We start from the raw sequence: 23,567 nt of genomic DNA on the forward strand, positions 1-23,567 counted from the left end.
AATTTGCGATTAAACGTGTTTTAAAAATTCATCAGGATTTTTAGCTTCATCGTACGGACCGTTCTTTATTTTTTTATTTACCGAATAAATAAACAATAGGAATAGTACGGCGTAAACGATTAAAAAGAGTATCAACGAAAATAGAATTTGGTTAGCCGATACTTCTTGCGAAAACCCTTCATCTGTTCTTAAATGTCCGTAAACAATCCACGGTTGTCTTCCCATTTCTGCAGCAAACCAGCCTACTTGATTTGCTATCTGCGGTAACAATACGGCGAACGCAAAAATATGTAAAAGCCATTTTTTATCGAATAAAGTACCTCGCCACCATAAAAAACTGGCATACAGCGTTAAGGCAATTAAAAACATTCCGATTGAAATCATTATATGATAAAACTGAAAGACAGCATTTACTTGACCTGGACGTTCATTTTCAGGAAAGGCATTTAAACCCGTAATAGGAGCCTCAAAATCTTGATGAACGAGAAACGATAAGCCACCAGGTAGCTTTATTCCTGTAACTTCTTGCGTTTCATTATCTACCCAACCAAATAAGTAAAGATCGGCAGGGGCAGATTTTTCGTAATGCCCTTCCATAGCAGCCAATTTTGCAGGTTGATTTACCGCAACACCATCAGCAGAACTGTGCCCTGAAAGTAGTTGAGTTAATGAAAAGATGGTTGCTACCGCAAGAGCAATTTTAAAAGCTTTTTTTGAGATTTCTACATATCTACCTTTCAATAAATAATAGGCATGTACACTTAATACTAAGAAAGCACCTGCTAAAAGGGCTCCTTGCCACACATGAATAACCCTATCAACACTAGATGGATTAAATACCATTGCCCAAAAATCTGTTACTTCCGCCCTGGCATTAAAACCTTCGCCTACAATATGATAACCTGCAGGTGTTTGCTGCCAGCTATTCGCTACAACAATCCAAACTGCAGAAAACATTGAGCCCAAAAAAACCATTATAGTTGATAAGAAGTGAACCTTAGGCGATACGCGGTTCCACCCGAAAAGTAATATACCTAAAAAGGTACTTTCCAAACCAAAAGCAAACAAACCTTCGGCTGCTAAAGCGCTACCAAAAATATCGCCAACGTACCTTGAATAAACGGCCCAATTGGTACCAAATTCAAATTCCATAATAATACCGGTAGCAACACCAATACCAAAGGTTATAGCAAATATTTTTAACCAAAAACGGGTTAAGATTTCATATTGTTTATTTCCTGTTTTTAGGTATAAACCTTCCATTATTACCATAATAAGACCAATTCCGATACTTAACGGCGGATATATGTAGTGAAAGGCAATAGTAAAAGCGAATTGGATACGTGCAAGAATTTCTACATCCATAAGGCGAATTTTTTACAAAACTATTCAAATGCTTCTTTCAGCCAGGTAACATTGGTTACAAATAGAAAAAAGAAATCAAATAATCACTTTAAATTTTAGTGGTGAAAATATTTTAGAAAAGTATGTTTTAATCAAAAGAAATCCCTGAAACATTTCCTGAAATAAATTTCAGGAAATGTTGATTTTTGTGCATATGATTATTGCTTATATGCAGAAAGCATCCATACCAATTTTTCTTGTTGTACAATATAATCGCTCATTAAAGAAACGGTACCTTCATCTTCGGCCTCGGCTGCAATTTTGAGTGTCGCTCTTTCTTTTTTCAGTAGAATAGTTAAGCTTGCTAATATATTATCTACAGCTTTATCTCCATCAACCACATTCTCAATGGCTTTAATTTCTGAGTTTTCTATATATTTTTCGAAGGTATGAATAGGGGTCTTGCTCAATGTTAAAACACGTTCTGCAATTTCATCGACCTTTAACAATGCATCATTGTACAATTCCTCAAATTTAAGGTGTAGTTCAAAAAAGTTCTTTCCTTTAATGTTCCAATGAAAACCTCTAAGATTCACATAGAAGATTTGATAGTTAGATAGCAAATCATTTAAATGATTTGCTATTTCGTCTGAGCTTTTTTTGTCTAATCCGATGTTTGATAAATTTGTATTTGTCATGTTTCCTATATTTAAAAATTTATGATTAATAATAGATTGTGTTTATATATTAATTAATTTTCGATAAATTTAATCTATAGTATTAAACTATCCGGTAACCTAAGTTACATAGAGGTCCTTTTAACTTTTTTAACCAATCATTGGTAGTTCGAATGAACCTTTTGTAAAATGTATTTAAATTAAAAATTTTCCATTATGTGACTAAAGTCACATTTAGAAACAGTTTAGGTCATTAATTTTACCTTGTGAAGTTGTCTAGTTTTACCATATCTACTTTGTTTATAATCATTTCTCTGGCGAGTAGTCTTAAGACGGCTAGTGTATTGGGTTATTACGCATTGTTTACCGATGATTTTGTAGAACGATTCTGTGAAAATACGGCTCGACCAGAAATGAAATGTGATGGTAAATGTGCTTTGTCAAAAATGTTACTACAAGAAGCTGAAGATGAGAAGACACCGGTTAGTATCGATTGGTTAAAAAATGAAACAGTTTTATTTGTAGCTCCACTGATTTCTTTTGATTTTTTGCAGTTACCCCAAACAGAATTAAATGAACTACAGTATAGTGTTCTTTATGATTTTCACTTTTCGGAACGCATAATTCATCCTCCCCAATTTTAGGAATTTTTATCGTGATTTAATTTAGCCAATACCATTATTTACGGTGTTTTGGCAGTATTCCTATATATCATAAAAAGATTCATAAATGAACCCAAAATATTTTTGGGTGCTCTCAGTATTACTATTGGGGCACCTTGTAAACGCACAAAACTTTAAAGGTCAAATTATATCAGAAATAAATAAGGAACCATTGGCAGGTGCTCACATTCTAACCGAAAATGGACTGGCGACCTACTCCGATACTAATGGTAATTTCGAAATAAATATAGCGGAAGAAAATACCACGTTGACCATTTCCTTTATGGGGTATAAAACATTTAAACAACAGGTATCAACAAGTAATGAACGCATTATTTTTTTAATGGAAGAGGCTCCTATAATTATAAATGGAGTTATGGTTACCGGTAATTCGAAAACAGACCCTATACTTTTCTTAGAGACTAATGATTATGTCAAGAAAATAGTACAGCCGAGAAATGTAGCCGATTTGTTTCAAGATATTAACGGATTTTCATTGATAAAAAGGGGAAATTATGCTATTGATCCCAGTTTTAGGGCTACACAATATGAGCAGTTGAATGTTCAATTCGATGGTGGTACTAAAGCTATGAATGCTTGCCCCAATCGTATGGATCCCATTACTACACATGTTATTCCTGAAGAAATCGAGAAAATTGAAATTATAAAGGGACCTTACACTGTACGTTACGGTGCTACTTTTGGTGGTATTGTTAATATGGTAACCCAAAAACCTACAACCGAAGATTACGGGCTTCATGGTAGTATAGATGGAGGGTATGAAAGTAATGGCAGCTCTATTGTATCAATGGCGCGATTACAGCAGGCCACAGAGAAGTATGATATTGTCGGTAATGTTGGTTTTCGTGATTTTGGTAATTATGAAGATGGTGAAGGCGTCGAGATACCTTCCTCTTTTAGAAGCTTGGATTATGGAATTAAAGCTGGCGTCAATTTTAATGAAAACCAACGTCTACAAGCACATTGGAGGCAATCATATGGTCGCGACGTTTTACATGCAGGTTTACCTATGGATACCGAAGAGGATAACAGTAGCATTCTTTCTTTGGATTATAAATTAAAAGGATTAACCGGTTTGGTTGAAAATATAGATGCCAAAATCTATTACAGTTATGTCGACCATATCATGAGTAATAAAGAACGCCCAAGTTTTATGATGACCGATGCATTGTCAGAAATAGATGCTACCACAGCGGGAGGTAAGTTAGAATTGAAATTAAAGCCTAATGAAAAAATGGCACTTTACACAGGTGTTGATTTTTTAGCTATTGCCAGGGATGGAAATCGCTCCAGGTTGGTTAAAAGAAATGCGATGGGTGTTGTATTGGCTGCACCAGTTCAGTTTATAGATAAGGTTTGGCAAGATTCTTATATCAATGATTTAGGAGTGTTTGTAGAAAGCAAATATCCGTTAACTTCAAAAACAATGGCTACAGTAGGGGTACGATATGACAACGTTAGATCTGAAATAAAAGACCCAGCAGAAGATTTTGAAGCGTTATATCCAAATTTAGATAAGCGAACAGAACATAATATTAGTGGAACCGCATCTATAAAATATGCGCTATCCAATCAATTTATTATGGAGGTTGCCTATGGTAGGGGAGTTCGTTCTGCCAATATGATAGAACGCGTAATAAATCATTTCACTGTTGGGCAAGATGCTTATGAATATATTGGTAATCCAAATTTAGATGCCGAGGTTAACAATCAATTTGAAATTGGATTAAAGGGAAGTTTACCACTGTCTAATGCGAATACAGATAGGTTCAATTATAGTACCTCCTTTTACTATTCTTTATATGAGAATTATATAGTTGCTGTAATTGACGAGACACAAACTAGAAAATATATGCCTATGCTTGAACCAGTTAACCCCAAAGTGTTTCAAAATTTAGATGGTGCTTATAAAACAGGGTTTGAACTCAGTGGAGGAATTGATTTTTGGAATCGTTTTAATTTCACAACTGCATTAGCCTATGTATATGCAAAAAATAAGGATTTACATGAGTCTTTGCCTTTAGTACCGCCGCTAACTACTCGGTTTAAACTTCAATTTGAAAAGGAGAAATTTTGGGTAAATGCAAATTATACGATTACCTCTAAACAAGATGATATTGCAATCTCATTTGGTGAACAGAGTACCCCAGGCTATGAAGTTTTGGATCTTCGTTTGGGCATAGTACCTATTAAAAATGTGACGTTAGGTGTTGCCATGTTAAATGTCTTTGATAAAACGTATAACAATCATTTAAACTTTTCTTTCAATAATCAGGCAGAATTCGGAACTATTCCTATTAATGATCCTGGCAGAAATGTAACAGCTTTTGCTCAGTTTAAGTTTTAAAACAGTAAGTAAATGGGGGCTAATAAAGGCCCCCATTATATTTTATTTCCTAAAAAACGTATAACCGAGGCTTCGCCGGTATGGTATATACCTTCGTTAAGATGTATCGTTTTTTTCTCAAGAATTTGGAATTCAAATCCTTTGAATTCGTTTTTTATTTCTTCGATAGAGAAAAGCATTTCTTCATTTTTAGGACCACCAGAGGGTTTCCCCATCTGTTCTTTTGAGAATGCTTCAAAAATTACCTTACCGTTCGGTTTTACAAAATGGAGTAGATTTTTATTCGCGATAGCTCTTATTGTACTTGGAAAATGAGCGTAACTTAAACCAAGTACATCAAACCTTTTGTCTGTTTCAAAGGTTAATACGTCCGCAACTTGGTAATCGAGATTCAATCCGTGGCTTTCAGCTAATGTTTTTGCCTTTCGCATTGCAGATTCACTAAAATCAAATGCAGTCACCTCCCAACCCTCATTCAAGGCATATATGGCATTTCTACCCTCACCTTCGGCAGGTAGTAATATGGAGCCTCTGGGCAATAGGTCTAATTGCTCTTTGAAAAAGATATTGGGAGATAACCCATATGAGTAGGCTTCTTCATCGTATCGATTATTCCAAAAGTCTTTCACCTTAATAGCTTTTAAGGTAATAGTGCATAACCTTTTAATTGATAATTGGTAAGCACCATCATCGCAGAAAGAGCTAATTCTGTATTTGGATCTAAATCTTCTTTAGTGATTCCTCTTGCAGCAGTTGCCTGGGCACAAACATATAACTCAACTCCATACTCTTTTAAGAGTTTCAATAACTCGGCATTAGGGTTGGCTTTCTCGTATTTTTCTTGATATTTAGCATCATTTAAAGAAGCAAATGTAGCACCACCGTGTATAGCAGCGACAATGTGTACTTTGTCTTGCGGAATTCCACCAGAGCCCAGCATATTAATTACTCTGGCTATTTTCCAAAGGCCAATATTTACTCCATCCATTTCGCGATCATCTTTTACATCAAAAACGAGATTATATGTCAAATTTTTGTCTGGTTGTGTGGCTAGTTCTTTGAACTCCTTAATTTTTCCATACCCATCAATAATCGGGGTTGTCCATTCTTGGGCAGTAGTAAGATGTGTTGTCATGAGTACAATTACGATTAATAGTGCTTTTTTCATGTGTTCGTAGAGTTTAAAATAATTGTTGTTTGGTTATGAAATATGTGATGAATGCTACTAATGTCCGTTATTTTTTAAAGTAATAAAAGTAAGCAAGGTTATTTAACGCAACTGTAACTCATGTTACTGTCAATATTAAATTGAATTTCTAGATTGGTTGACTAATTTAGTAGTGCGAATTTTTTAAAAGGTAGTAGTACAACAAGCATGGAAGAATTACGAACATTGGCGAAACAACTTTTTAAGCTATTTGCACTGGTATTTGTCTTGGTTGGTATTGTCTTTATTTTGCTATTAACGTATGAGCCAAAATCTGAAGATTATGTCCCAGTTGTAACTGAAGAAATAGCGGCTAAAGATATTTGGAAACCTAAGGATGCAATATCAGAATTGTCTAGCATGCCAGATAAGGTTAAAAAAGGGTACTACCTGATTGCAGAGACTTCTAAGTTTATGGGTCCGCATGCAGAGAATGATGAAGACCGATATAGTGGAAATAATTTGGCATGTGCCAATTGTCATTTACAGAAAGGGGCTCAAGCAGGTTCTGGTTCTTGGGTGGGTGTTATAGAACGTTTTCCTCAGTTTGGTGGTCGTGGTAATAAAATAGGTACAATTGAAGACCGAATTAATGGCTGTATGGAACGGAGTATGAACGGAAAGATGCTTCCTATAGATTCTGATAAAATGGAAGCTATTGTCGCCTATATGGATTGGTTGGGAGAAGATTTGCCAGCGAATAGAAAGGCAGAATTTAAAGGCTATCCAAAGATTGAGATTCCGAATGTTGCGGTCAATTTAGAAAAAGGAAATCAGGTGTATAAAAAAGAATGTGTAATCTGCCACGGTGAAAATGGTGGAGGAGTGCTCAATACCGCAGATGGTAAAAGTTATACGTATCCACCATTATGGGGAGCCGATAGTTTTAATGATGGAGCAGGTATGCATCGGGTAATAACTGCAGCAGAGTTTATAAAAAGCAACATGCCATATTTACAGGCAACTTGGGACAATCCTAAATTAACAGATGAGGAAGCTTATCACGTAGCGGGTTATATCAACAGTTTTTCAAGACCTCACAAGTTGAATTCAGAGAACGATTATCCCGATAAAAAACTAAAACCAGTTTCAACACCTTATGGTCCGTGGTCCGATGATTTTTCACCTGAGCAACACAAATATGGTCCTTTTCCTCCAATCATGGAATACTACAAACAGGAATATGGTATTACCAAAACGAAATAGGCGCATGCGATTAGTATACATACTATTTATTATTCTGCCCTTATTTTCTGTTGCACAAGATTCTGTCGATGTAAACAAAAAAGGAACACTTTCTGGTCAATGGCGTACGTATGGCATGATGACATCTAATAAAGATGGCCTAAAAGATTTCAATGCCTTGGCAACCGGCGGTAAATTAAAATATCAATATACTCTGCTCGAAAACTTAGAAATAGGAGCAGCTGTATACAATTCCACCAATTTAGGATTACAAGATTTAACCGTTCCTGATAGTACAACAGGTAGATTGAGTAGGTATGAAGAAGGATTGTTTGATAGATTAGACCTAGAGAATGATGCTGTTTTTTTATTAGGTGAATTATACGCGAAATATCAATTGGCTCAGCATTCATTTACGCTTGGACGAATGAAAATAAATACACCACTTTTAAATCCTCAAGACGGTAGAATGATACCGACTTTAGTTCAAGGGTTTTGGTATAACTACAAAAGACAAAAGACAGTTCTTCAACTTGGAATATTAAATGAAATAGCACCAAGGTCTATGGGCAAGTTTTACGGTATCGGTGAAAGTATAGGTACATATCCCGTGGGTAGAAATATATATGGTAATGCTTCCCATTATGCCAACAATACCAAATCGGATTATATTATAATGGCAAATGTCGATTTTGAGGTAACTGAAAATTTAAATGTTAAGATATGGAATCAGTACGTAGAAAATATTTTCAATTCATTCTATGTAAAACCTTCTTTAAGAATATCCGAATCTGTACAATTAGAAGGAGAGTGGTTGCATCAGAATAAGTTAGGTGAAGGCGGAAGCAGTGTAGATTCTCTCCGTTATTTCAATCAAAATACAGCAGATGTCTTAGGATTGAAGATTGCTTATAAAAGTAAAGTTGGGTTAATGACCTTAGCCTATGATAGAATATTGCCAAATGGTCAATTTTTATCACCACGGGAATGGGGAAGGGAAGACTTGTTCAGCTTTCAAAAAAGAGAACGTAGCGAAGGCACAGCAGACAATCACGCTCTGGTTTTGAATTATAAAAATGAGTTCAATGTATTGAAAGAGAATCTTGATCTTACTACAATTCTTAGTATTGGTAAGCATTGGAAACCAGAAGTAACCGATGCCTCGCTAAATAAATATGCCATGCCAGATTACACGCATATCAACTTAGATATATTCTTTAAAATTAAAAAATTAAAACGCTTAAAACCAGAGCTTTTACTTACCTCGAAATTAGGCAATGGTGATATTCCAGATAATCCTAATATCTATTTTAATAAAGTAGATTTATTTCATGTTGATCTAATACTCAACTATAACTTTTAAAAAGATTCAATAAAAAACCCCCACTTCAATGGGGATTTTTTATTGAAAATACATTAGACATTTTTGCCTTTCATCATCTTATTCCAATACAAATAAGGAAGGCCATATTTTTTAAGCATCCACAATCTCCAATGTTCTTTAGAAGAATCAAAGATTAGCATCTGCTTCAGTTTTGGATCAGGGGTAAAATTATTATCGTAATCAAATTCGGCCAAAACCATTTTACCATAATCAGTAACTAACGGACAAGAAGAATATCCATTGTACGATTGAGTTCCCATTTTATGGGTGTTCATTAAACGGTCGATATTATCGACTACGATGGGTGCTTGCTTACGTATAGCGGCTCCTGTTTTGGCTGTTGGCAATGCGGATACATCTCCTAAGCCAAAAATATTTGGATACTTATTGTGTTGCATAGTTTGATGGTTTACATCTAACCAGCCCGCCGGGTTTACCAAAGTAGAGTCTTTTACAAACTTAGGGGCTACTGATGGTGGTGCGGTATGTAACATATCATAATGAATGCCATAGCGGTTACCCTCAACAGTTACCTTTACATCTTTATAATTGTACTGAAACTTTTCGTCTAGTTTTAAATCATCTACCTTGTCACTAGAAATTACTACGCAACCACCAGCTGTAATTTCTTTACCCATTTCATACCATGCAATTTGTTTCTCACCATCTACAGCGACCAATTTATGATGAAATCTTAGGTTGATATCTTTTCTATCAACTACCTCCATTAAGGTTTTGGCAATTTCTTTTACCCCAAAAATAACCGTTCCTCCAGTGGCAAAAATAACATCTGTTTTTTTGCGTACACCACTTTTTCTAAAATGGCTTTCGGCTAAATACATTATTTTTTGTGGTGCTCCGCCACATTTAATTGGTGTTGTCGGTTGTGTGAATAGGGCAGTGCCTCCTTTGAAATTTTTAATAACATCCCAAGTATGCTGTGGGTCCGTATAATTACTGCAAACAACACCTTTATCCATAGCTTCACCCAAACCAGGCACTAAACTAAAATCATAAGCCAAACCTGGTGCGACCACTAAATAATCGTATGTAATATCTCCTTTAGATGCCGTATGTACAATATTGTTTTCGGGATCAAAACCTGTCGCTTTATCTTTTATCCACGTTGCATTTTTAGGAATTACAGATGACATTGGTCTGGCAGTTTTTTCAAAATCATACGTGCCAGCACCTACTAAAGTCCATGCAGGTTGGTAATAATGAGTATCTGCTGGTTCAATAATTGCTACGTCCTTTGCTTTCTTTTGAGTGAGAAGCTGGGCTGCTACCATAATACCAGCAGTACCACCTCCAATAACGATTACCTGATGATGTGAGCTCATTTTACAATTATTTTTTAGAATTTATTAAATATAGTTGTTCTAAGTTGCTAAATATGTAACAAAAGTTACATAACGCTATAAAAAGGAATAGACCTAATTCCATAATTTGGAATTAGGTCTATATGATTTGAAAATTTAAAGTTGTTTTATTTATTAATCTTGCAAGTATTAATACCGAACAAGGTATAAAGCGGGCAAAAGCTAATAAAGGTTGTTAGTATTAAAATACCAGCTAAAGCTGCCAATACATAACCCAAGGTTCCGGTAACGGTATCAGTATAAAATGTAGTTAAAAGAGCTACGGCTATAAATATTCTAATAAACCGGTCTGTACTTCCCATGTTTTTTTTCATGATAATGATATTTAATTTAAGATGTAAAGCGCAGATTGTAATGATGATTGTTTATTATAGACAAACAGATTAGCGCTATAGTTTATGTTCAAATTATACTGCAAAGTAATATTAACCTATAAGCTAGCGTATGACATTTGTCATGTTTTAAACATAAGATTATTAAAATGTAATATGTAACAAGAGTTACAGATTTAGCTTTTTATTAAAAGTATATTTACAAAAATTCGTAATACGAATGGAAGCATATTTAGATGCATTTATAAATGCGATATCAGGTACGTTTAATTGGACTATAAAATCCATCATGTTTAATGTGCCATGGTATCTCAACTATTTTTGGGGTTTAATCTTTATTTCTTTGTTAGTTTGGTTTTTAGAAATCGTTTTTCCTTGGAGAAAGGAGCAGGGTGTTTTTAGAAAAGATTTTTGGTTAGATGGTTTTTACATGTTCTTCAACTTCTTTTTGTTTGCCATAGCTATAAGTGGTATTTATAAAATGCTAAATGTGTTCTTTGCCGATTTGGGTATTACTGCAAACAGTTTGGCGCTTATAAATATATCTAAATGGCCAATGTGGGGACAATTACTGCTGTTTTTTGTTATTTTAGATTTTGTACAGTGGTTTACCCATATTTTACTGCATAGGTATGCTTTTCTATGGAATTTTCACAAAGTACACCACAGTGTTAAGGAAATGGGTTTTGCAGCGCACTTACGGTACCACTGGATGGAAAATATTTTCTACAAACCATTAAAAACTTTTGGGGTTATGATTTTAGGCGGCTTTGAGCCAGAACAAGCCTATATTGTTCATTTTGCGGCAATTGCCATTGGGCATTTTAACCATTCGAATATTAAGATTACTTGGGGACCTTTAAAGTATTTGTTTAATAATCCTGTTATGCATTTATATCACCATGCTTATGAATTACCTAAAGGAACTTACGGCGTAAATTTCGGCATCAGTTTAAGTATTTGGGATTATATTTTCAAGACCAATTACATTCCTGAAGATAGTGGAGATGTTAAGTTAGGTTACCCCGGTGATGAGAATTTACCAAAGGACTTTTTTGGACAAGTAATACATGGGTTTAAGCCAAAAAAGAAGTGATGATTATCCACTTCTTTTTTGACCTATCAATAGATTTTAATTAGATAATTTTCCAGAAGCGCAACTAACGAAGGATTTTGCTTTTGATAAAACAGAATTGTCTTGGTCAATACTCGGATACCCAATTGACTTTAGCGTATTTTTTACTGTGGAAATAGCCTCTTGATTTAATATATCAAATTTAACCGATGACGATTCTACGGATACAGTTACATTTGTTATCGCAGGTATTTCTTCTAATTTAGAGATTATCGTTTTGGCACAGCCGCCACACTTTAGATTTTGTATCGGAATTACTGAAGTCATATTTTATTTATTTTTTTCATCATTGAAAGTTATACTCCAAATACCTCTTACTTCATTTTCCTTATAACCAATAGCTTTGTCGTAAGGATACTTATCGTTTATAATCTGCGTAACCATTGGGTCTATATTCGTTATTGGCGTACCATGGCAATTTAAGCACATGGTATTAGTTTCAATTGGGGAATAGAAATGTGTCGTACCATTTTCAGAAATTAGAATAGGCTCATAGGTCTCTTTATTCTTGATTTTTGATTTAAAAAATTCAATATACTCAAGCTCTTTTTCATTCGCTTGATTTTCAAGATTTCTAGGCTTGTCGGTCACCCTTCTAATTTTTGCATTATGAATAATTGCCATGCTATCGGTTATTGGATAAGCTCTTTCATTGCAAAATTCTACTGCTTTTACCGCACCATTTTTCTGTAGCGTTAACATCAGATTTTTTCCTAAAACTTTCTGGGTACTCTGAGCATATGTCATACCTCTTTCCATTAAGTTTTCTTTACTCATATTAAAATTACCATTCATCTTTTTACCTTTTTGATGATAGTTTTTTTCTCCATGATTTTGTTCCCAATGCTGTTTGAACCATTCAGGTTCTTCAATTTGGTAATCGAATATATAATCTGAAATTTTACGTATTTCCTTTTCGTCAAATGATTGAAATGGCATTAAACCGAAACGATTAAGCGCTCCCTTCATTTTAACCTTTTCATTGGTAGGTTTCTCTACGAAGTTCCATATGGCATCTGAAAAAGACTCCTTTGTAGAGTGGTCTTTACTATATCGGGCTTTTATAGCGGCCATGGGCGGTGCCAATGCATTATTTTCATCCGATTCAGGATTATGACATACATAGCATTTAGCCTCTAGAAGTTTTTTACCTTCATTAGCAGGTTGTTGAGTTTCAGCATCACTCTCATTTTCAGCGATTACCTTAAATTTACTATTTGGCGAATCTTTACAACTAACCATTAACATGACTGATAAAATTAGTAGTGCATTTTTCATATAATTAAGAGTTTAAAGATTTCCACATTTATTAACTGCCAAATTTTTGAAAGAATGAATTCTCCATTTTCATTTGTCAGTATATAAAACTATTACGATGATTAAATCCAGGAAGAATACCCACCTTTTAAATCATAAACTTCAAGAAAGCCCATGTTTAATAATTTACGAGCAGCTTTTTGGCTTCTTGCACCAGATCTGCAATACACATATATTGCCTTATTTCTATCTACCTTTTCAAAATAATTTTTAAAATTATTAGGATTGAAAAAATCGATATTTATAGCATTTTTAATATGACCACTATTAAATTCAGAAGCTGTTCTAACGTCAATAGGTTTTATTTTGTTTGTAACAATGGCCGTTGCGTATTCATTTTTATTTAAAATGGTAATCTGACCTAAAGTTTCTTTTTTCTTGCCAAAAATGGCGTCTAAAAATGACATAATTATTTTATTTAAAATTAATATTCAATACTAAAAAGAAACGGCCTTTTTCAAGACCGCTTCTTGAACCAACCAATAAAAATTTAATTAATACTTTTTTTAGCTAGATACCAATCAACTTTTTCTAAGGTATCATCTGCAATTCGAGCGTTTAGTTCGTCTAAAGTTTTAGGTGGAGAAACAATTACTTTATCACCCTTCTTCCAATCTAAAGGCATTGCTACTTTATATTTGTCAGAAGTTTGTAAGGCTTCTAATGCTCTTAAAATCTCGTCCATATTACGCCCTACATTTAATGGGTAATACATAATTAGACGAATTTTTTTCTTAGGATCAATAAAGAATACGGCCCGTACAGCTGAAGTTTCACTTTCATTAGGTTGTAACATTCCGTATTTCTTGGAAACTTTCATATCTATATCTGCTATGATAGGAAAATCGAAATATACCCCTGTATTCTGGCGAACATTTTGAACCCAACCCAAGTGTGCGTGAACACTATCGATACTTAATCCTAGTAACTCTGTGTTAAGTGCATCGAATTCTGGTTTACGAACTGCAAACCCGCTCATTTCAGTAGTACATACCGGCGTAAAATCTGCTGGATGCGAGAACATCACTATCCATTTATTTTTAGCGAAATCTGATAATTTAATTTTTCCTTTTGTAGTAACAGCCTCAAAATCTGGAGCAATATCTCCAATTCTTGGCATACTATTTACTTCGGTATTATTTATTGTTTCCATGTTCTTCTAATTTTAATTAAAGGTACTATTACAGTGTAATAGCTACAGTAACCCTAGTTACATAACGCTAAAAAAAGCATAAAAAAAAGAGGAATACTTTTTAGAAAAATACTCCTCTTTATATCAACCAACCTGCCGTTAGGCAGATTCAAAAACTAAATCATGTGTTGTTCTTAAATGATTAAAATGTCTATTTGATATTTTATTTATAACGTTGTTGGGCAAACATATTCAGTTACCGGAATACCTGCTTCCTGTATGGCCTTAAATCCTTCCTTAACATCAATAAGGTTATGTATACCTCTACTTTTTAAAATGGAGGAAGCAATCATACTTCTATAACCACCGGCACAGTGCACATAAAATATTTTATTTTCAGGAAATTCCGCTAAGTGATCATTTAGAAAATCTAATGGTGTATTAACGGCTTCTAAAATATGCTCAGATAGATATTCAGATTTTTTACGTACATCAAAGACAGGAACATTTTCGGTTTCAATACTTTTTTTAAGCTCATCTGCATCAACTTGGCTAACGGTGTCATATTCCATTGATGCCTTTTTCCAAGCCTCAAACCCACCTTCCAAATATCCCAAAGTACCATCGAAACCAACTCTAGAAAGTCGGGTTACAGCTTCCTCTTCTAATCCTACTGGCGCAACCAATAAGATGGGTTGTTTCACATCAGCGATCAAGGCACCTACCCAAGGGGCAAAACTACCGTCAAGACCAATAAATATAGAGCGTGGTATATGACCTTTAGCAAAATCATCTTGATGACGCACATCTAATACAATGGCTCCCGTTTCATTTGCCGCAGCTTCAAAAGCCTTTGGGGAAAGTGCTCTTGTACCACGCTCCAATACTGTTTTGATATCTTCATACCCCTCTTTGTTCATTTTAACGTTCAACGGAAAATATTGAGGAGGTGGAAGTAGACCATCGATTACCTCATCTATAAATTCCTCTTTGGTCATGTCTTTACGTAACGCGTAATTCATTTTCTTTTGATTGCCTAGCGTATCTACCGTTTCTTTCATCATATTCTTACCACAAGCAGAACCAGCACCATGGGCCGGATATACGATTACATCATCTGCCAAGGGCATTATCTTTTCACGTAAACTATCGTATAAAAACCCAGCAAGGTCACGTTCGGTTAATTCACCCATTTTTTGAGCCAAATCTGGTCTACCCACATCTCCAAGAAATAAGGTGTCTCCACTAAAAATGGCATAATCTTTACCTTTTTCATCTTTTAAGAGGTACGTAGTACTTTCCATTGTATGACCTGGAGTGTGCAGTGCAATTATGGTTACATCACCTAATTTAAATTCTTGGCTATCCTTTGCAATGATAGCGTCAAAAGATGGATTTGCTTTTGGACCGTAAATAATATCTGCTCCGGTTTCTTTAGCCAAGGTTACATGACCGCTCACAAAATCGGCATGAAAATGGGTTTCAAAAATATATTTGATTTTAGCATTATCAGATGTTGCTTTCTTTATATAAGGTGTTACCTCTCTCAAGGGATCAATAATTGCAACCTCTCCTTTGCTTTCTATATAGTATGCACCTTGCGCAAGACAGCCTGTATATATTTGTTCTACCTTCATAAGTTCACATTTAATATTAAGGTCAAAATTACACTAAGAAATTGTGTAATACAGTAACTTAGGTTACACTCGCATACGGTCATAAAAAAAGCCCCATAAAAAATGAGGCTTAATTTTACTGTTTTAAAAAAACTATAATAGGGTAGAAGGACAAACATATTCCGATTTCGGAATTGTAGTTTTCGAAATGGCATCGAAGCCACCTCTAACATCTGTAAAATCTTGCCATCCTCTTTGTTTTAGAATAGAAGCGGCAATCATACTTCGATAGCCACCTGCACAATGTAGAACAAATGGCTTGTCTTTTGGAAATTGTGCCAAATGTTGATTGATTTCATTTAAGGGAACATTGATGGCCCCGATAACATGTTCTGAGTCAAACTCACTCTTTTTTCTTACATCAATTATTAAAGGTTTCTTATTCTTATAAAGAGTTTCTAATTCTGAACCATCAATTCTTTTGGTAACCTCAAAATCTTTTCCAGATTTTTCCCATGCATCAAATCCTCCTTTTAAAAAGCCAACCGTATTATCATAACCTACTCTTGATAATCTTGTAATAGCTTCTTTTTCCTTGTCCTTATAAGTAACTAAAAGTATTTCTTGTTTTATATCAGGAATCATTTCACCTACCCATTGGGCAAAACTACCATCAAGACCAATGTTGATACTATTAGGAATAAACCCTTTTGCAAAGTCCTCTGCATCCCTGGTATCCAATACTAATGCACCTGTTTCATTTGCAACAGCTTCAAAAGCTTCTGGAGAATATGGTGTGGTAGCCCTATCCATAATTTTGTCTAAACTTTCATATCCTTGAATGTTCATAAGAACATTTTTAGGAAAATACCCTGGCGGTGTTGTAAGTCCTGTCAACAATTCTTTAATAAATTCTTCTTTGGTCATGTCTGGGCGTAAGGCATAATTCACCTTTTTTTGATGCCCTAAGGTATCCGTAGTTTCTTTACTCATCATTTTACCACAAGCAGAACCCGCACCATGATTAGGGTAGACGATTAAATCATCACTTAAGGGCATTATTCTATTTCGAAGGGAATCGAATAAATAACCTGCCAATTTTTCTTCGGTCAAATCAGCTACAACATGTTGTGCCAAATCTGGCCTGCCTACATCACCTATAAACAATGTGTCACCAGTAATGATACCATGTTCATTACCTTTTTCATCTATTAAAAGATAGGTGGTACTTTCCATAGTATGACCTGGAGTATGAATTACTTTTACCTTGTAATCACCTACTTCAAAGACTTGATTATCCTTAGCTGTGGTTGCCTTATAGGCAGGTTTTGCACCAGGACCGAAAACTATTTCTGCACCAGCCTTTTTTTGTAAATCTAAATGACCACTAACAAAGTCGGCATGAAAATGTGTTTCAAAAACATATTTAATTTTAGCGTTGTCTTTTTTGGCACGGTCTAAATAAGGCTGTACCTCGCGTAATGGGTCAAATACCGCAGCGACTCCTTTACTTTCAATATAGTAAGCGGCATGTGCCAGGCATCCTGTATATATTTGTTCAACTTTCATGATTATAAATTTTGATTAATACCATAAAATTACTTTTTGTATATGAGCTGTACAGTGACTTTTGTCACATAAGGAAAATTTTATTTGAAAAATTCCATGTAGAAAATAAAGGCGGACATAACTAGAATGAAATAGCCGAAACCCTTCTTTAATTTTTTGCCGTCTATAAAGTTGCTCAAGTAGCTACCAATAAAAATACCGATGAACGAAAGACCTGTAAATAGAGCTAAAAAATCCCAATCTATTTCCATGGTCATTGCATCTCCCAGAAAAAATCCCATTAAAGATTTAATAGCAATAATAATTAATGATGTACCTATAGCTACTTTCATTTCTACATTTGCCAATATGACTAAAGCGGGAATAATTAGGAATCCACCACCAGCACCGATCATACCCGTTATACCACCAACAATCAATCCTTCTAATAAAATAAGGGGATAATTATAAGCAACATCACCTGTTTTAATAAGATTCTTTTCTTTTTTTAGCATAGAATATGCTGCCGGAATCATTAATACAGCGAACAGGCCAAACATGGCCATTCTTCGGGTAAATTGAAAATCTTCTACTTGAAACAAAATATCTGGCAATGCAGGTACTACATAATGTCTTACCAAGGTAACACCTACTATAGCAGGAACGCCAAAAACTAATGCCGTTCGCCAATCTACAAATCCTTTAAGATGCTGTTTCCAGCCACCTATCAAGGCACTTGCGCCAACGATAAATAAAGAATATGCAGTTGCCGCTTTTTCGTTTATTGTAAAAAGATATGCTAGCACGGGTACTGCCAAAATTGAACCTCCACCACCAATAAGGCCTAATGAAATACCTATTACTAAGGCACTTAAATATCCAAAAATATGCAACATTTCCATAAGGGTATTTTATACCTCAAAAGTAAAGTTGTATGAAAACGTGTGCAGTAACAATAGTTACAGAAGTACTATAAGTCTAAAATTTTAATGTAATTACGATGAAGTTTTATTTTACCCATCTCTTCTAGTTTTTTTAATAATCTGGAGATTACTACTCTAGAACTATGAAGGTCATAAGCAATCTCTTGATGGGTATTATTAATAATATCGTCTTGATTTACCCTAGCTTTTTCTTTTAAGTAGCCAATTAAGCGCTCGTCCATTTTTTGAAAAGCGATATTGTCTAATGTGCTTAAAAGCTCATTTAATCTAACATGGTAACTGTTGAAGACAAAATTTCGCCATGATTTATATTTAGTGGTCCATTCTTCCATTTTCTGAATGGGAACCATAATAAGTTTTGCATCTGTTTCTGCAATGGCTCTAATTTCACTTTTAGCATCACCCATACAACACGCCATGGTCATTGAACAGGTATCACCTTTCTCTAAGTAATACAGCAAAAGTTCGTCGCCATCCTCATCTTCTCTAAGAATTTTAATAACACCAGATATTAATAATGGCATTCCTCTTAGGTATTCGCCTATTTCTATTAATTTATAACCTTCAGGCACTTCTTTAAATGTACCTACTTGAACAATTTCATTAATTAGTTCCTCTTCAAAAATATTCCCGTATTGCTCTTTTAAGTCTTGGATCATTCTTTTTTCAATTAACTTCTTGTGCTATTTTTTTATCAAATTTAAAAAATATATTCGCCCAAATAGACTTAGCAACGGCAGCTATCCATGGCATAGCAAGTATTAGGCAGACAACGATTACGGCAAACAAAGTTGAAATCTTAAGTTGTAAACCGAATATCAACGTCAATACATATACAGCTACCGCGACAGCTATACCTACACCATACGAAACATACATGGATCCTGTATAAAAACTGGGTTCTATACTGTATTTTAGATCGCACTTAGGGCAACGTTCTTTTACCTTGTTGAAGTTACTTAATTTATAAGGATTCGCTTCTAGGAATTCTCCTTTATGGCATCTTGGGCATTTCAGAAAAATGATACTATACAATTTGGAACCTTTTGAAAACATAACTTAAAAATTTGAAACAAATTTATTATTTCATCCCTTTTTAAAGGGTAACATTAGTTACATAAGGCAAACAGTATGTATCAATTTATTTAGGAAATTTAAAACTAATCATAAAACCATGAACTGACATTTGTCATATTATTTACTGTTTTTGACGTGTAAGTTTGTGATTAAATTAAAGTTTATGTGTTCGCTTGTGCAAAAATATAATGTACCTGGTCCTCGGTATACGAGTTATCCAACCGTACCTTTTTGGGATAATAATACCTTCTCAGGAAAGAAGTGGGAAGATTCTGTAAAGAAAAGTTTTCATGTTAGTAATTCAACTACAGGAATAAGTCTTTACATACATCTACCTTTTTGCGAGAGTATGTGTACGTTCTGCGGATGTCATAAGCGAATAACAAAACGGCATGATTTAGAATTACCTTATCTAAAATCTGTTTTAAAAGAATGGAGATTGTATAGGGCTCTTTTTTCTGAAAAACCAATAATTAAGGAATTGCATTTAGGTGGTGGCACACCAACCTTTTTTACGCCAGAAAATTTAAAATTTCTAGTTGATGGTATATTAAGAATTGCGAACAAAGCCAATGATGCAGAATTTAGTTTTGAAGGACACCCAAATAATACTACAAAAGAACATTTACAAGCTTTATATGACGTTGGTTTCAGAAGGGTTAGCTACGGCGTACAAGATTACAATGAAACGGTACAGAAGGCAATTAATAGAATTCAACCATTTGAAAATGTAAAGAATGTTACCGAATGGGCCCGAGAAATAGGGTATGACTCAGTGAGCCACGATATTATCTTCGGTCTGCCGCATCAAAAATTGGAACATGTAAAAAATACTATAGCAAAAACCAAAGAGTTAAAGCCAGACCGTATTGCTTTTTACAGTTATGCACACGTGCCATGGCTTGCAGGTAACGGACAAAGAGGTTACAAAGATGCTGATTTACCAACTGCAGATGATAAAAGAGCACAGTATGAAATTGGTAAAGAGCTATTGTTGAATTACGGTTATCAAGAAATAGGCATGGATCACTTTGCATTAGAGACCGATAGTCTATATAAGGCTATGGAAAGTGGAGTTTTACATAGAAATTTCATGGGCTACACGAGCTCTAATACCCATCTAATGATTGGGTTAGGTGCTTCTAGTATAAGTGATAGTTGGTATGGTTTTACACAGAATGTAAAGAATGTTGAAGAATATCAAAATTTAGTAGAAAATGATATTATACCTCTTTATAGGGGACATATTTTAACAGACGAAGATCAAATAATAAGAAGACATATCTTAAATTTAATGTGCAGATTTCAAACTTCTTGGAGCGACTTTAAGTTATATATACCGGAGATGGAAAGTATACTAGAAAGGCTAGGGGAGATGGAGAAAGATGGTATAGTTAAGATTACGGAAGGCAATTTGCTTATAACTGAAAATGGAAGACCCTTTGTACGAAATGTATGTATGGCTTTTGATTTGCCTTTACAGAAAAAATCACCTGATACCAAGCTATTTTCAATGACTGTCTAATTATTAGAAATATTGAAGTTCTTTATTTTATTAAATTCTAAATAAAATTATCATGAAAAAAATTATTGTACTTACAGACTTTTCAGAGCAATCTGGTTTTGCTTTAAAAGCTGCTGCAGATTTAGCTAAAAAACATAAAGTAGAGCTTCTTGTTGTTCACATGTTAGAACTCAATCAAGCGATGATTTCTTCGCCTGATGGAATTTACATAGAACAGACGGTATTTTTAGTGAAATTGGCCGAGAAGAATTTAAAAGAATTCTTAGACAAACCATTTTTAAAGGGATTAACTGTTACTCCCGTTATTAAGCATTATAAAGTTTTTAGCGAGCTAGATGCTATTGCAGAAGAACATAATGCAGATTTAATTGTGATGGGTTCTAATGGCGCTAAAGGCCTTGAGGAAGTTTTAATTGGTTCTAATGCTGAGAAAGTTGTTAGAAATTCAAAAACTCCTGTTCTGGTTATTAAAGGTGAAGTTGACGAATTTAAAATAGATCGATTTGTGTTTGCATGCGATTTCAACGATGACAATTTACCAGCTTTTCAAAAAGCAAGGGAATTTTCAGAATTGGTCAATGCCAAAATGGACCTAGTCTTTATAAATACGCCAAACGATGAATTTTTAAGTAATAGAGATGCGTATCAAAAAATCAATAAATTTTTAACGAAAGCTAATTCTGGTCAGCAAGTAGAAATTTATAATGATTATAGTGTAGAACAAGGCATACTCAATTATGGTAATACAATACTTGCAGATGCCATTGCCATGCCAACACATGGTCGAAAAGGTCTTTCGCATTTGTTTAATGGTAGCATAGGGGAAGACGTTGTAAACCATTCTAGAATACCTGTAATTACATTTAAGATTTAGTAAATTTCAAAATATCATCATAAAAACAAATGAACCCAAGGCAATCACCTTGGGTTCATTTGTTTTTATGATATGCATAAATAGCAGCTTTTTTAAGGGATAGTGAAGAACATTATATCGTTATGTATTTTAACTAATAACTGTACTATTTTTTAAAAAAATTATACTCTTTTGTTTATGAATTAAGGACCTTCATCATAAAGCTATATTGTTCGTGCATTTGAGGTTTCCCTTTCCGTTTACCACTGCGGCCGAAAAAATATAGAACAAACCACATCATTACTATTATAGACATTAAAACCAACTGTAAACTGTAAGGTTTATGTAAACTCGCACTAGAATAGGCCCATATTCCTAGAATGATGAACAATGTTGCGATTACAAAATGTACGAACATAAAGAAAGTCCATAGGGTAGGATTTGGACCAAATATACCATAAACACGGCATTTGTTAGCATCTATTTCATCGATTTCTAAATGAAGTTGAGGCGACCAAAAATGATTGTTTTTAGCGTTAAATTTTATAAAGACATGCTCATCTAAGCGTTTGACAAGAAAAGGATCATACCCAGCAGTCTCAAATTTTTTAAGCAAATTTTCTTTAGTTTCTACCATATCTAACTGAAACCTTGGGCGAAGAATAATTTCGTTTGGTAACGGTTTCATAGAAAACTAGTTTAGTGGCCGTGGCCGTTAGTTATGGCATTCTATTGCACTTGAAGCTATTTCTGTAACAGGTGCAGGTGATACATATGGTATACCCAAACCAAGACCTCTTAGTATAAAAAGTAAGCCGATGACAACTACAAAAATGGGGATTGCCTTTTGTACTTTTTGTCGTATACCACCTTTCAATAATCCGCTAAAATAAATAGCAGTAGTCATTAAGGGGACTGTGCCTAAACCGAAAAGCATCATATAAAGGCTGCCCTGTATAGCATTGCCCATAGCAATGGCCCCAAAAAGTGCCATATAGACCAAGCCACATGGTAAAAAACCGTTTAGGAAGCCAATGGTTAAAAAGGTGTCGGGTGATTTTTTCTTCAGTTCTTTACCGAGTTGGTTCTTCACTTTAGAAATGACTTTATAGATAGGTTTCGATAGATTGTATTTATTGAAAGATTTATACGGAATCAAAATCACAAGAATCATTGTGATACCAATAACTATCGACAGTTTTTGCTGTGCTCCGAAAATGGACAATCCTTTTCCGAGAAAGCCAAATACGAGACCGATGATACCATATGCCATCAATCGACCAAAATGATAAATGAATATCTGACCGAATTTTTTATAGTTATTAGATTGATCTACCGGAAGCATAAAGGCTATTGGGCCACACATGCCCACGCAGTGCAAACTACCCATGAGACCCAATATGATGGCAGATAGAATCATGTTCTTTTTAAAACGTTATACTTTCTTTATGTAGAAATTCTTTTCCTAAATGATTCCAAGTAACCTTGATATCCCAACGACCTTCTAATAATTTATCATTGGGTATCAGCAAATGTGATTCGGATAAATTGATAGGTAGGTTAAAATCTAGACGCTTATTAGATGGTCTATATAGCGACACTATACCTGAAACTTCAGTATTGTCATAGCTTTCAGGAAAGATTACCATCAACCCGTTAGGTTCTTTTTTAATCTGTATTTGTTCAAATGCGTTTATAGCATTTTGCTCAGCGTCTATTTCTTTTTGAAAACCGAGTTCGGCCTTGTAATACTCTTCAGTAACTAAATCATGATTGGCATTATGGCTTGTAGTCATTCGTATCACGAAAAACAGAATGAAACTGATGAAAGCGACAAAAGCAATTATGATACCTGTACCCCAATTTATTTTCATAATCT

The 23,567-nt window shown here is 34.5% G+C and carries 25 protein-coding genes; 7 read left to right on the top strand and 18 right to left on the bottom strand.

All coding sequences use genetic code 11. From position 1 onward, the window contains the following. Nucleotides 1–9 precede the first annotated feature (9 nt). Together BMY56_RS01165 and BMY56_RS01170 are read right to left on the bottom strand one after the other, a co-directional pair. On the bottom strand, nucleotides 10–1,365 hold the full coding sequence (locus BMY56_RS01165) for a cytochrome ubiquinol oxidase subunit I (RefSeq protein ID WP_091618919.1): 1,356 nt from the start codon (nucleotides 1,363–1,365) through the stop codon (nucleotides 10–12). A 197-nt stretch (nucleotides 1,366–1,562) separates the two neighbouring features. Continuing rightward, entirely contained in the window at nucleotides 1,563–2,042 is a 480-nt protein-coding gene (locus tag BMY56_RS01170) for a Dps family protein (protein ID WP_091618921.1), read from the bottom strand. Between the two features lie 245 nt (nucleotides 2,043–2,287). Between BMY56_RS01170 and BMY56_RS01175 the strand changes: the two genes are divergently transcribed. Together BMY56_RS01175 and BMY56_RS01180 are read left to right on the top strand one after the other, a co-directional pair. Continuing rightward, on the top strand, nucleotides 2,288–2,665 hold the full coding sequence (locus BMY56_RS01175; RefSeq protein WP_143057761.1) for a hypothetical protein: 378 nt from the start codon (nucleotides 2,288–2,290) through the stop codon (nucleotides 2,663–2,665). Between the two features lie 85 nt (nucleotides 2,666–2,750). Beyond that, a complete protein-coding gene (locus BMY56_RS01180) occupies nucleotides 2,751–5,051 on the top strand; it encodes a TonB-dependent receptor (protein ID WP_091618925.1) in 2,301 nt (766 codons plus the stop codon). 35 nt (nucleotides 5,052–5,086) lie between these two features. Here BMY56_RS01180 and BMY56_RS01185 read toward each other — a convergent pair whose 3' ends face one another. Then, complete coding sequence (locus BMY56_RS01185; protein ID WP_091618926.1) at nucleotides 5,087–5,680, bottom strand: class I SAM-dependent methyltransferase; 594 nt, start codon at nucleotides 5,678–5,680, stop codon at nucleotides 5,087–5,089. Nucleotides 5,681–5,691: 11 nt separating this feature from the next. Continuing rightward, on the bottom strand, nucleotides 5,692–6,219 hold the full coding sequence (locus tag BMY56_RS01190) for a DsrE family protein (protein WP_091618927.1): 528 nt from the start codon (nucleotides 6,217–6,219) through the stop codon (nucleotides 5,692–5,694). A gap of 207 nt (nucleotides 6,220–6,426) precedes the next feature. Between BMY56_RS01190 and BMY56_RS01195 the strand changes: the two genes are divergently transcribed. Then, nucleotides 6,427–7,464, top strand: coding sequence for a c-type cytochrome (locus BMY56_RS01195; RefSeq protein WP_091618928.1), 1,038 nt, complete (start codon nucleotides 6,427–6,429; stop codon nucleotides 7,462–7,464). Nucleotides 7,465–7,468: 4 nt separating this feature from the next. Then, nucleotides 7,469–8,806, top strand: a complete 1,338-nt coding sequence (locus tag BMY56_RS01200; protein WP_177170899.1) for an OprD family outer membrane porin — start codon at nucleotides 7,469–7,471, stop codon at nucleotides 8,804–8,806. A 53-nt stretch (nucleotides 8,807–8,859) separates the two neighbouring features. Here the strand turns inward: BMY56_RS01200 and BMY56_RS01205 are convergent, their stop codons facing one another. Both BMY56_RS01205 and BMY56_RS01210 read right to left on the bottom strand, forming a co-directional pair. Continuing rightward, nucleotides 8,860–10,170 carry an NAD(P)/FAD-dependent oxidoreductase gene (locus tag BMY56_RS01205; RefSeq protein WP_091618933.1) on the bottom strand — a complete coding sequence of 437 codons (1,311 nt, stop codon included), beginning with the start codon at nucleotides 10,168–10,170 and terminating at the stop codon, nucleotides 8,860–8,862. Nucleotides 10,171–10,316: 146 nt separating this feature from the next. Further along, the gene (locus BMY56_RS01210; RefSeq protein WP_091618935.1) at nucleotides 10,317–10,523 is read right to left on the bottom strand and encodes a YgaP family membrane protein; all 207 of its coding nucleotides are present in this window, start codon (nucleotides 10,521–10,523) and stop codon (nucleotides 10,317–10,319) included. A gap of 238 nt (nucleotides 10,524–10,761) precedes the next feature. Here BMY56_RS01210 and BMY56_RS01215 point away from each other — a divergent pair, with 238 nt between their 5' ends. After that, nucleotides 10,762–11,637: a sterol desaturase family protein gene (locus BMY56_RS01215; protein WP_091618937.1), complete on the top strand. Its 876-nt coding sequence runs from the start codon at nucleotides 10,762–10,764 to the stop codon at nucleotides 11,635–11,637. Between the two features lie 36 nt (nucleotides 11,638–11,673). Here the strand turns inward: BMY56_RS01215 and BMY56_RS01220 are convergent, their stop codons facing one another. The 9 genes from BMY56_RS01220 to BMY56_RS01260 form a co-directional block, all read right to left on the bottom strand. Further along, nucleotides 11,674–11,943 carry a cation transporter gene (locus BMY56_RS01220; protein ID WP_091618939.1) on the bottom strand — a complete coding sequence of 90 codons (270 nt, stop codon included), beginning with the start codon at nucleotides 11,941–11,943 and terminating at the stop codon, nucleotides 11,674–11,676. A 3-nt stretch (nucleotides 11,944–11,946) separates the two neighbouring features. Then, nucleotides 11,947–12,954, bottom strand: coding sequence for a c-type heme family protein (locus tag BMY56_RS01225; RefSeq protein WP_091618941.1), 1,008 nt, complete (start codon nucleotides 12,952–12,954; stop codon nucleotides 11,947–11,949). A 101-nt stretch (nucleotides 12,955–13,055) separates the two neighbouring features. Then, on the bottom strand, nucleotides 13,056–13,400 hold the full coding sequence (locus BMY56_RS01230) for a rhodanese-like domain-containing protein (protein WP_091618943.1): 345 nt from the start codon (nucleotides 13,398–13,400) through the stop codon (nucleotides 13,056–13,058). Between the two features lie 83 nt (nucleotides 13,401–13,483). Continuing rightward, on the bottom strand, nucleotides 13,484–14,146 hold the full coding sequence (locus BMY56_RS01235; protein ID WP_091618945.1) for a peroxiredoxin: 663 nt from the start codon (nucleotides 14,144–14,146) through the stop codon (nucleotides 13,484–13,486). Between the two features lie 206 nt (nucleotides 14,147–14,352). Further along, nucleotides 14,353–15,762, bottom strand: coding sequence for an MBL fold metallo-hydrolase (locus BMY56_RS01240; RefSeq protein WP_091618947.1), 1,410 nt, complete (start codon nucleotides 15,760–15,762; stop codon nucleotides 14,353–14,355). 132 nt (nucleotides 15,763–15,894) lie between these two features. Beyond that, nucleotides 15,895–17,310, bottom strand: a complete 1,416-nt coding sequence (locus BMY56_RS01245; RefSeq protein ID WP_091618949.1) for an MBL fold metallo-hydrolase — start codon at nucleotides 17,308–17,310, stop codon at nucleotides 15,895–15,897. 80 nt (nucleotides 17,311–17,390) lie between these two features. Beyond that, nucleotides 17,391–18,191, bottom strand: a complete 801-nt coding sequence (locus tag BMY56_RS01250) for a sulfite exporter TauE/SafE family protein (RefSeq protein WP_091618951.1) — start codon at nucleotides 18,189–18,191, stop codon at nucleotides 17,391–17,393. A gap of 68 nt (nucleotides 18,192–18,259) precedes the next feature. Next, entirely contained in the window at nucleotides 18,260–18,892 is a 633-nt protein-coding gene (locus BMY56_RS01255; protein WP_091618952.1) for a Crp/Fnr family transcriptional regulator, read from the bottom strand. 7 nt (nucleotides 18,893–18,899) lie between these two features. Then, nucleotides 18,900–19,289: a DUF983 domain-containing protein gene (locus BMY56_RS01260; protein ID WP_091618955.1), complete on the bottom strand. Its 390-nt coding sequence runs from the start codon at nucleotides 19,287–19,289 to the stop codon at nucleotides 18,900–18,902. A 184-nt stretch (nucleotides 19,290–19,473) separates the two neighbouring features. On the opposite strand from BMY56_RS01260, the gene hemN reads away from it, so the two are divergent. Continuing rightward, nucleotides 19,474–20,835 (top strand): oxygen-independent coproporphyrinogen III oxidase, encoded by a 1,362-nt coding sequence (gene hemN, locus BMY56_RS01265; protein ID WP_091618957.1) that lies wholly within the window; start codon nucleotides 19,474–19,476, stop codon nucleotides 20,833–20,835. A gap of 52 nt (nucleotides 20,836–20,887) precedes the next feature. Then, nucleotides 20,888–21,709, top strand: coding sequence for a universal stress protein (locus BMY56_RS01270; protein ID WP_091618959.1), 822 nt, complete (start codon nucleotides 20,888–20,890; stop codon nucleotides 21,707–21,709). Between the two features lie 175 nt (nucleotides 21,710–21,884). On the opposite strand, the gene BMY56_RS01275 is transcribed toward BMY56_RS01270, so the two are convergent. The 3 genes from BMY56_RS01275 to BMY56_RS01285 are packed head-to-tail and all read right to left on the bottom strand — an operon-like array spanning nucleotide 21,885 to nucleotide 23,562. After that, nucleotides 21,885–22,376 (bottom strand): GTP-binding protein, encoded by a 492-nt coding sequence (locus BMY56_RS01275; RefSeq protein WP_091618961.1) that lies wholly within the window; start codon nucleotides 22,374–22,376, stop codon nucleotides 21,885–21,887. 27 nt (nucleotides 22,377–22,403) lie between these two features. Next, a complete protein-coding gene (locus BMY56_RS01280) occupies nucleotides 22,404–23,108 on the bottom strand; it encodes a sulfite exporter TauE/SafE family protein (RefSeq protein ID WP_091618963.1) in 705 nt (234 codons plus the stop codon). A 7-nt stretch (nucleotides 23,109–23,115) separates the two neighbouring features. Further along, the gene (locus tag BMY56_RS01285; protein WP_091618965.1) at nucleotides 23,116–23,562 is read right to left on the bottom strand and encodes a FixH family protein; all 447 of its coding nucleotides are present in this window, start codon (nucleotides 23,560–23,562) and stop codon (nucleotides 23,116–23,118) included. Nucleotides 23,563–23,567 lie beyond the last annotated feature (5 nt).

Source organism: Maribacter orientalis (assembly GCF_900109345.1).
In the GTDB taxonomy this organism is placed as follows: domain Bacteria; phylum Bacteroidota; class Bacteroidia; order Flavobacteriales; family Flavobacteriaceae; genus Maribacter; species Maribacter orientalis.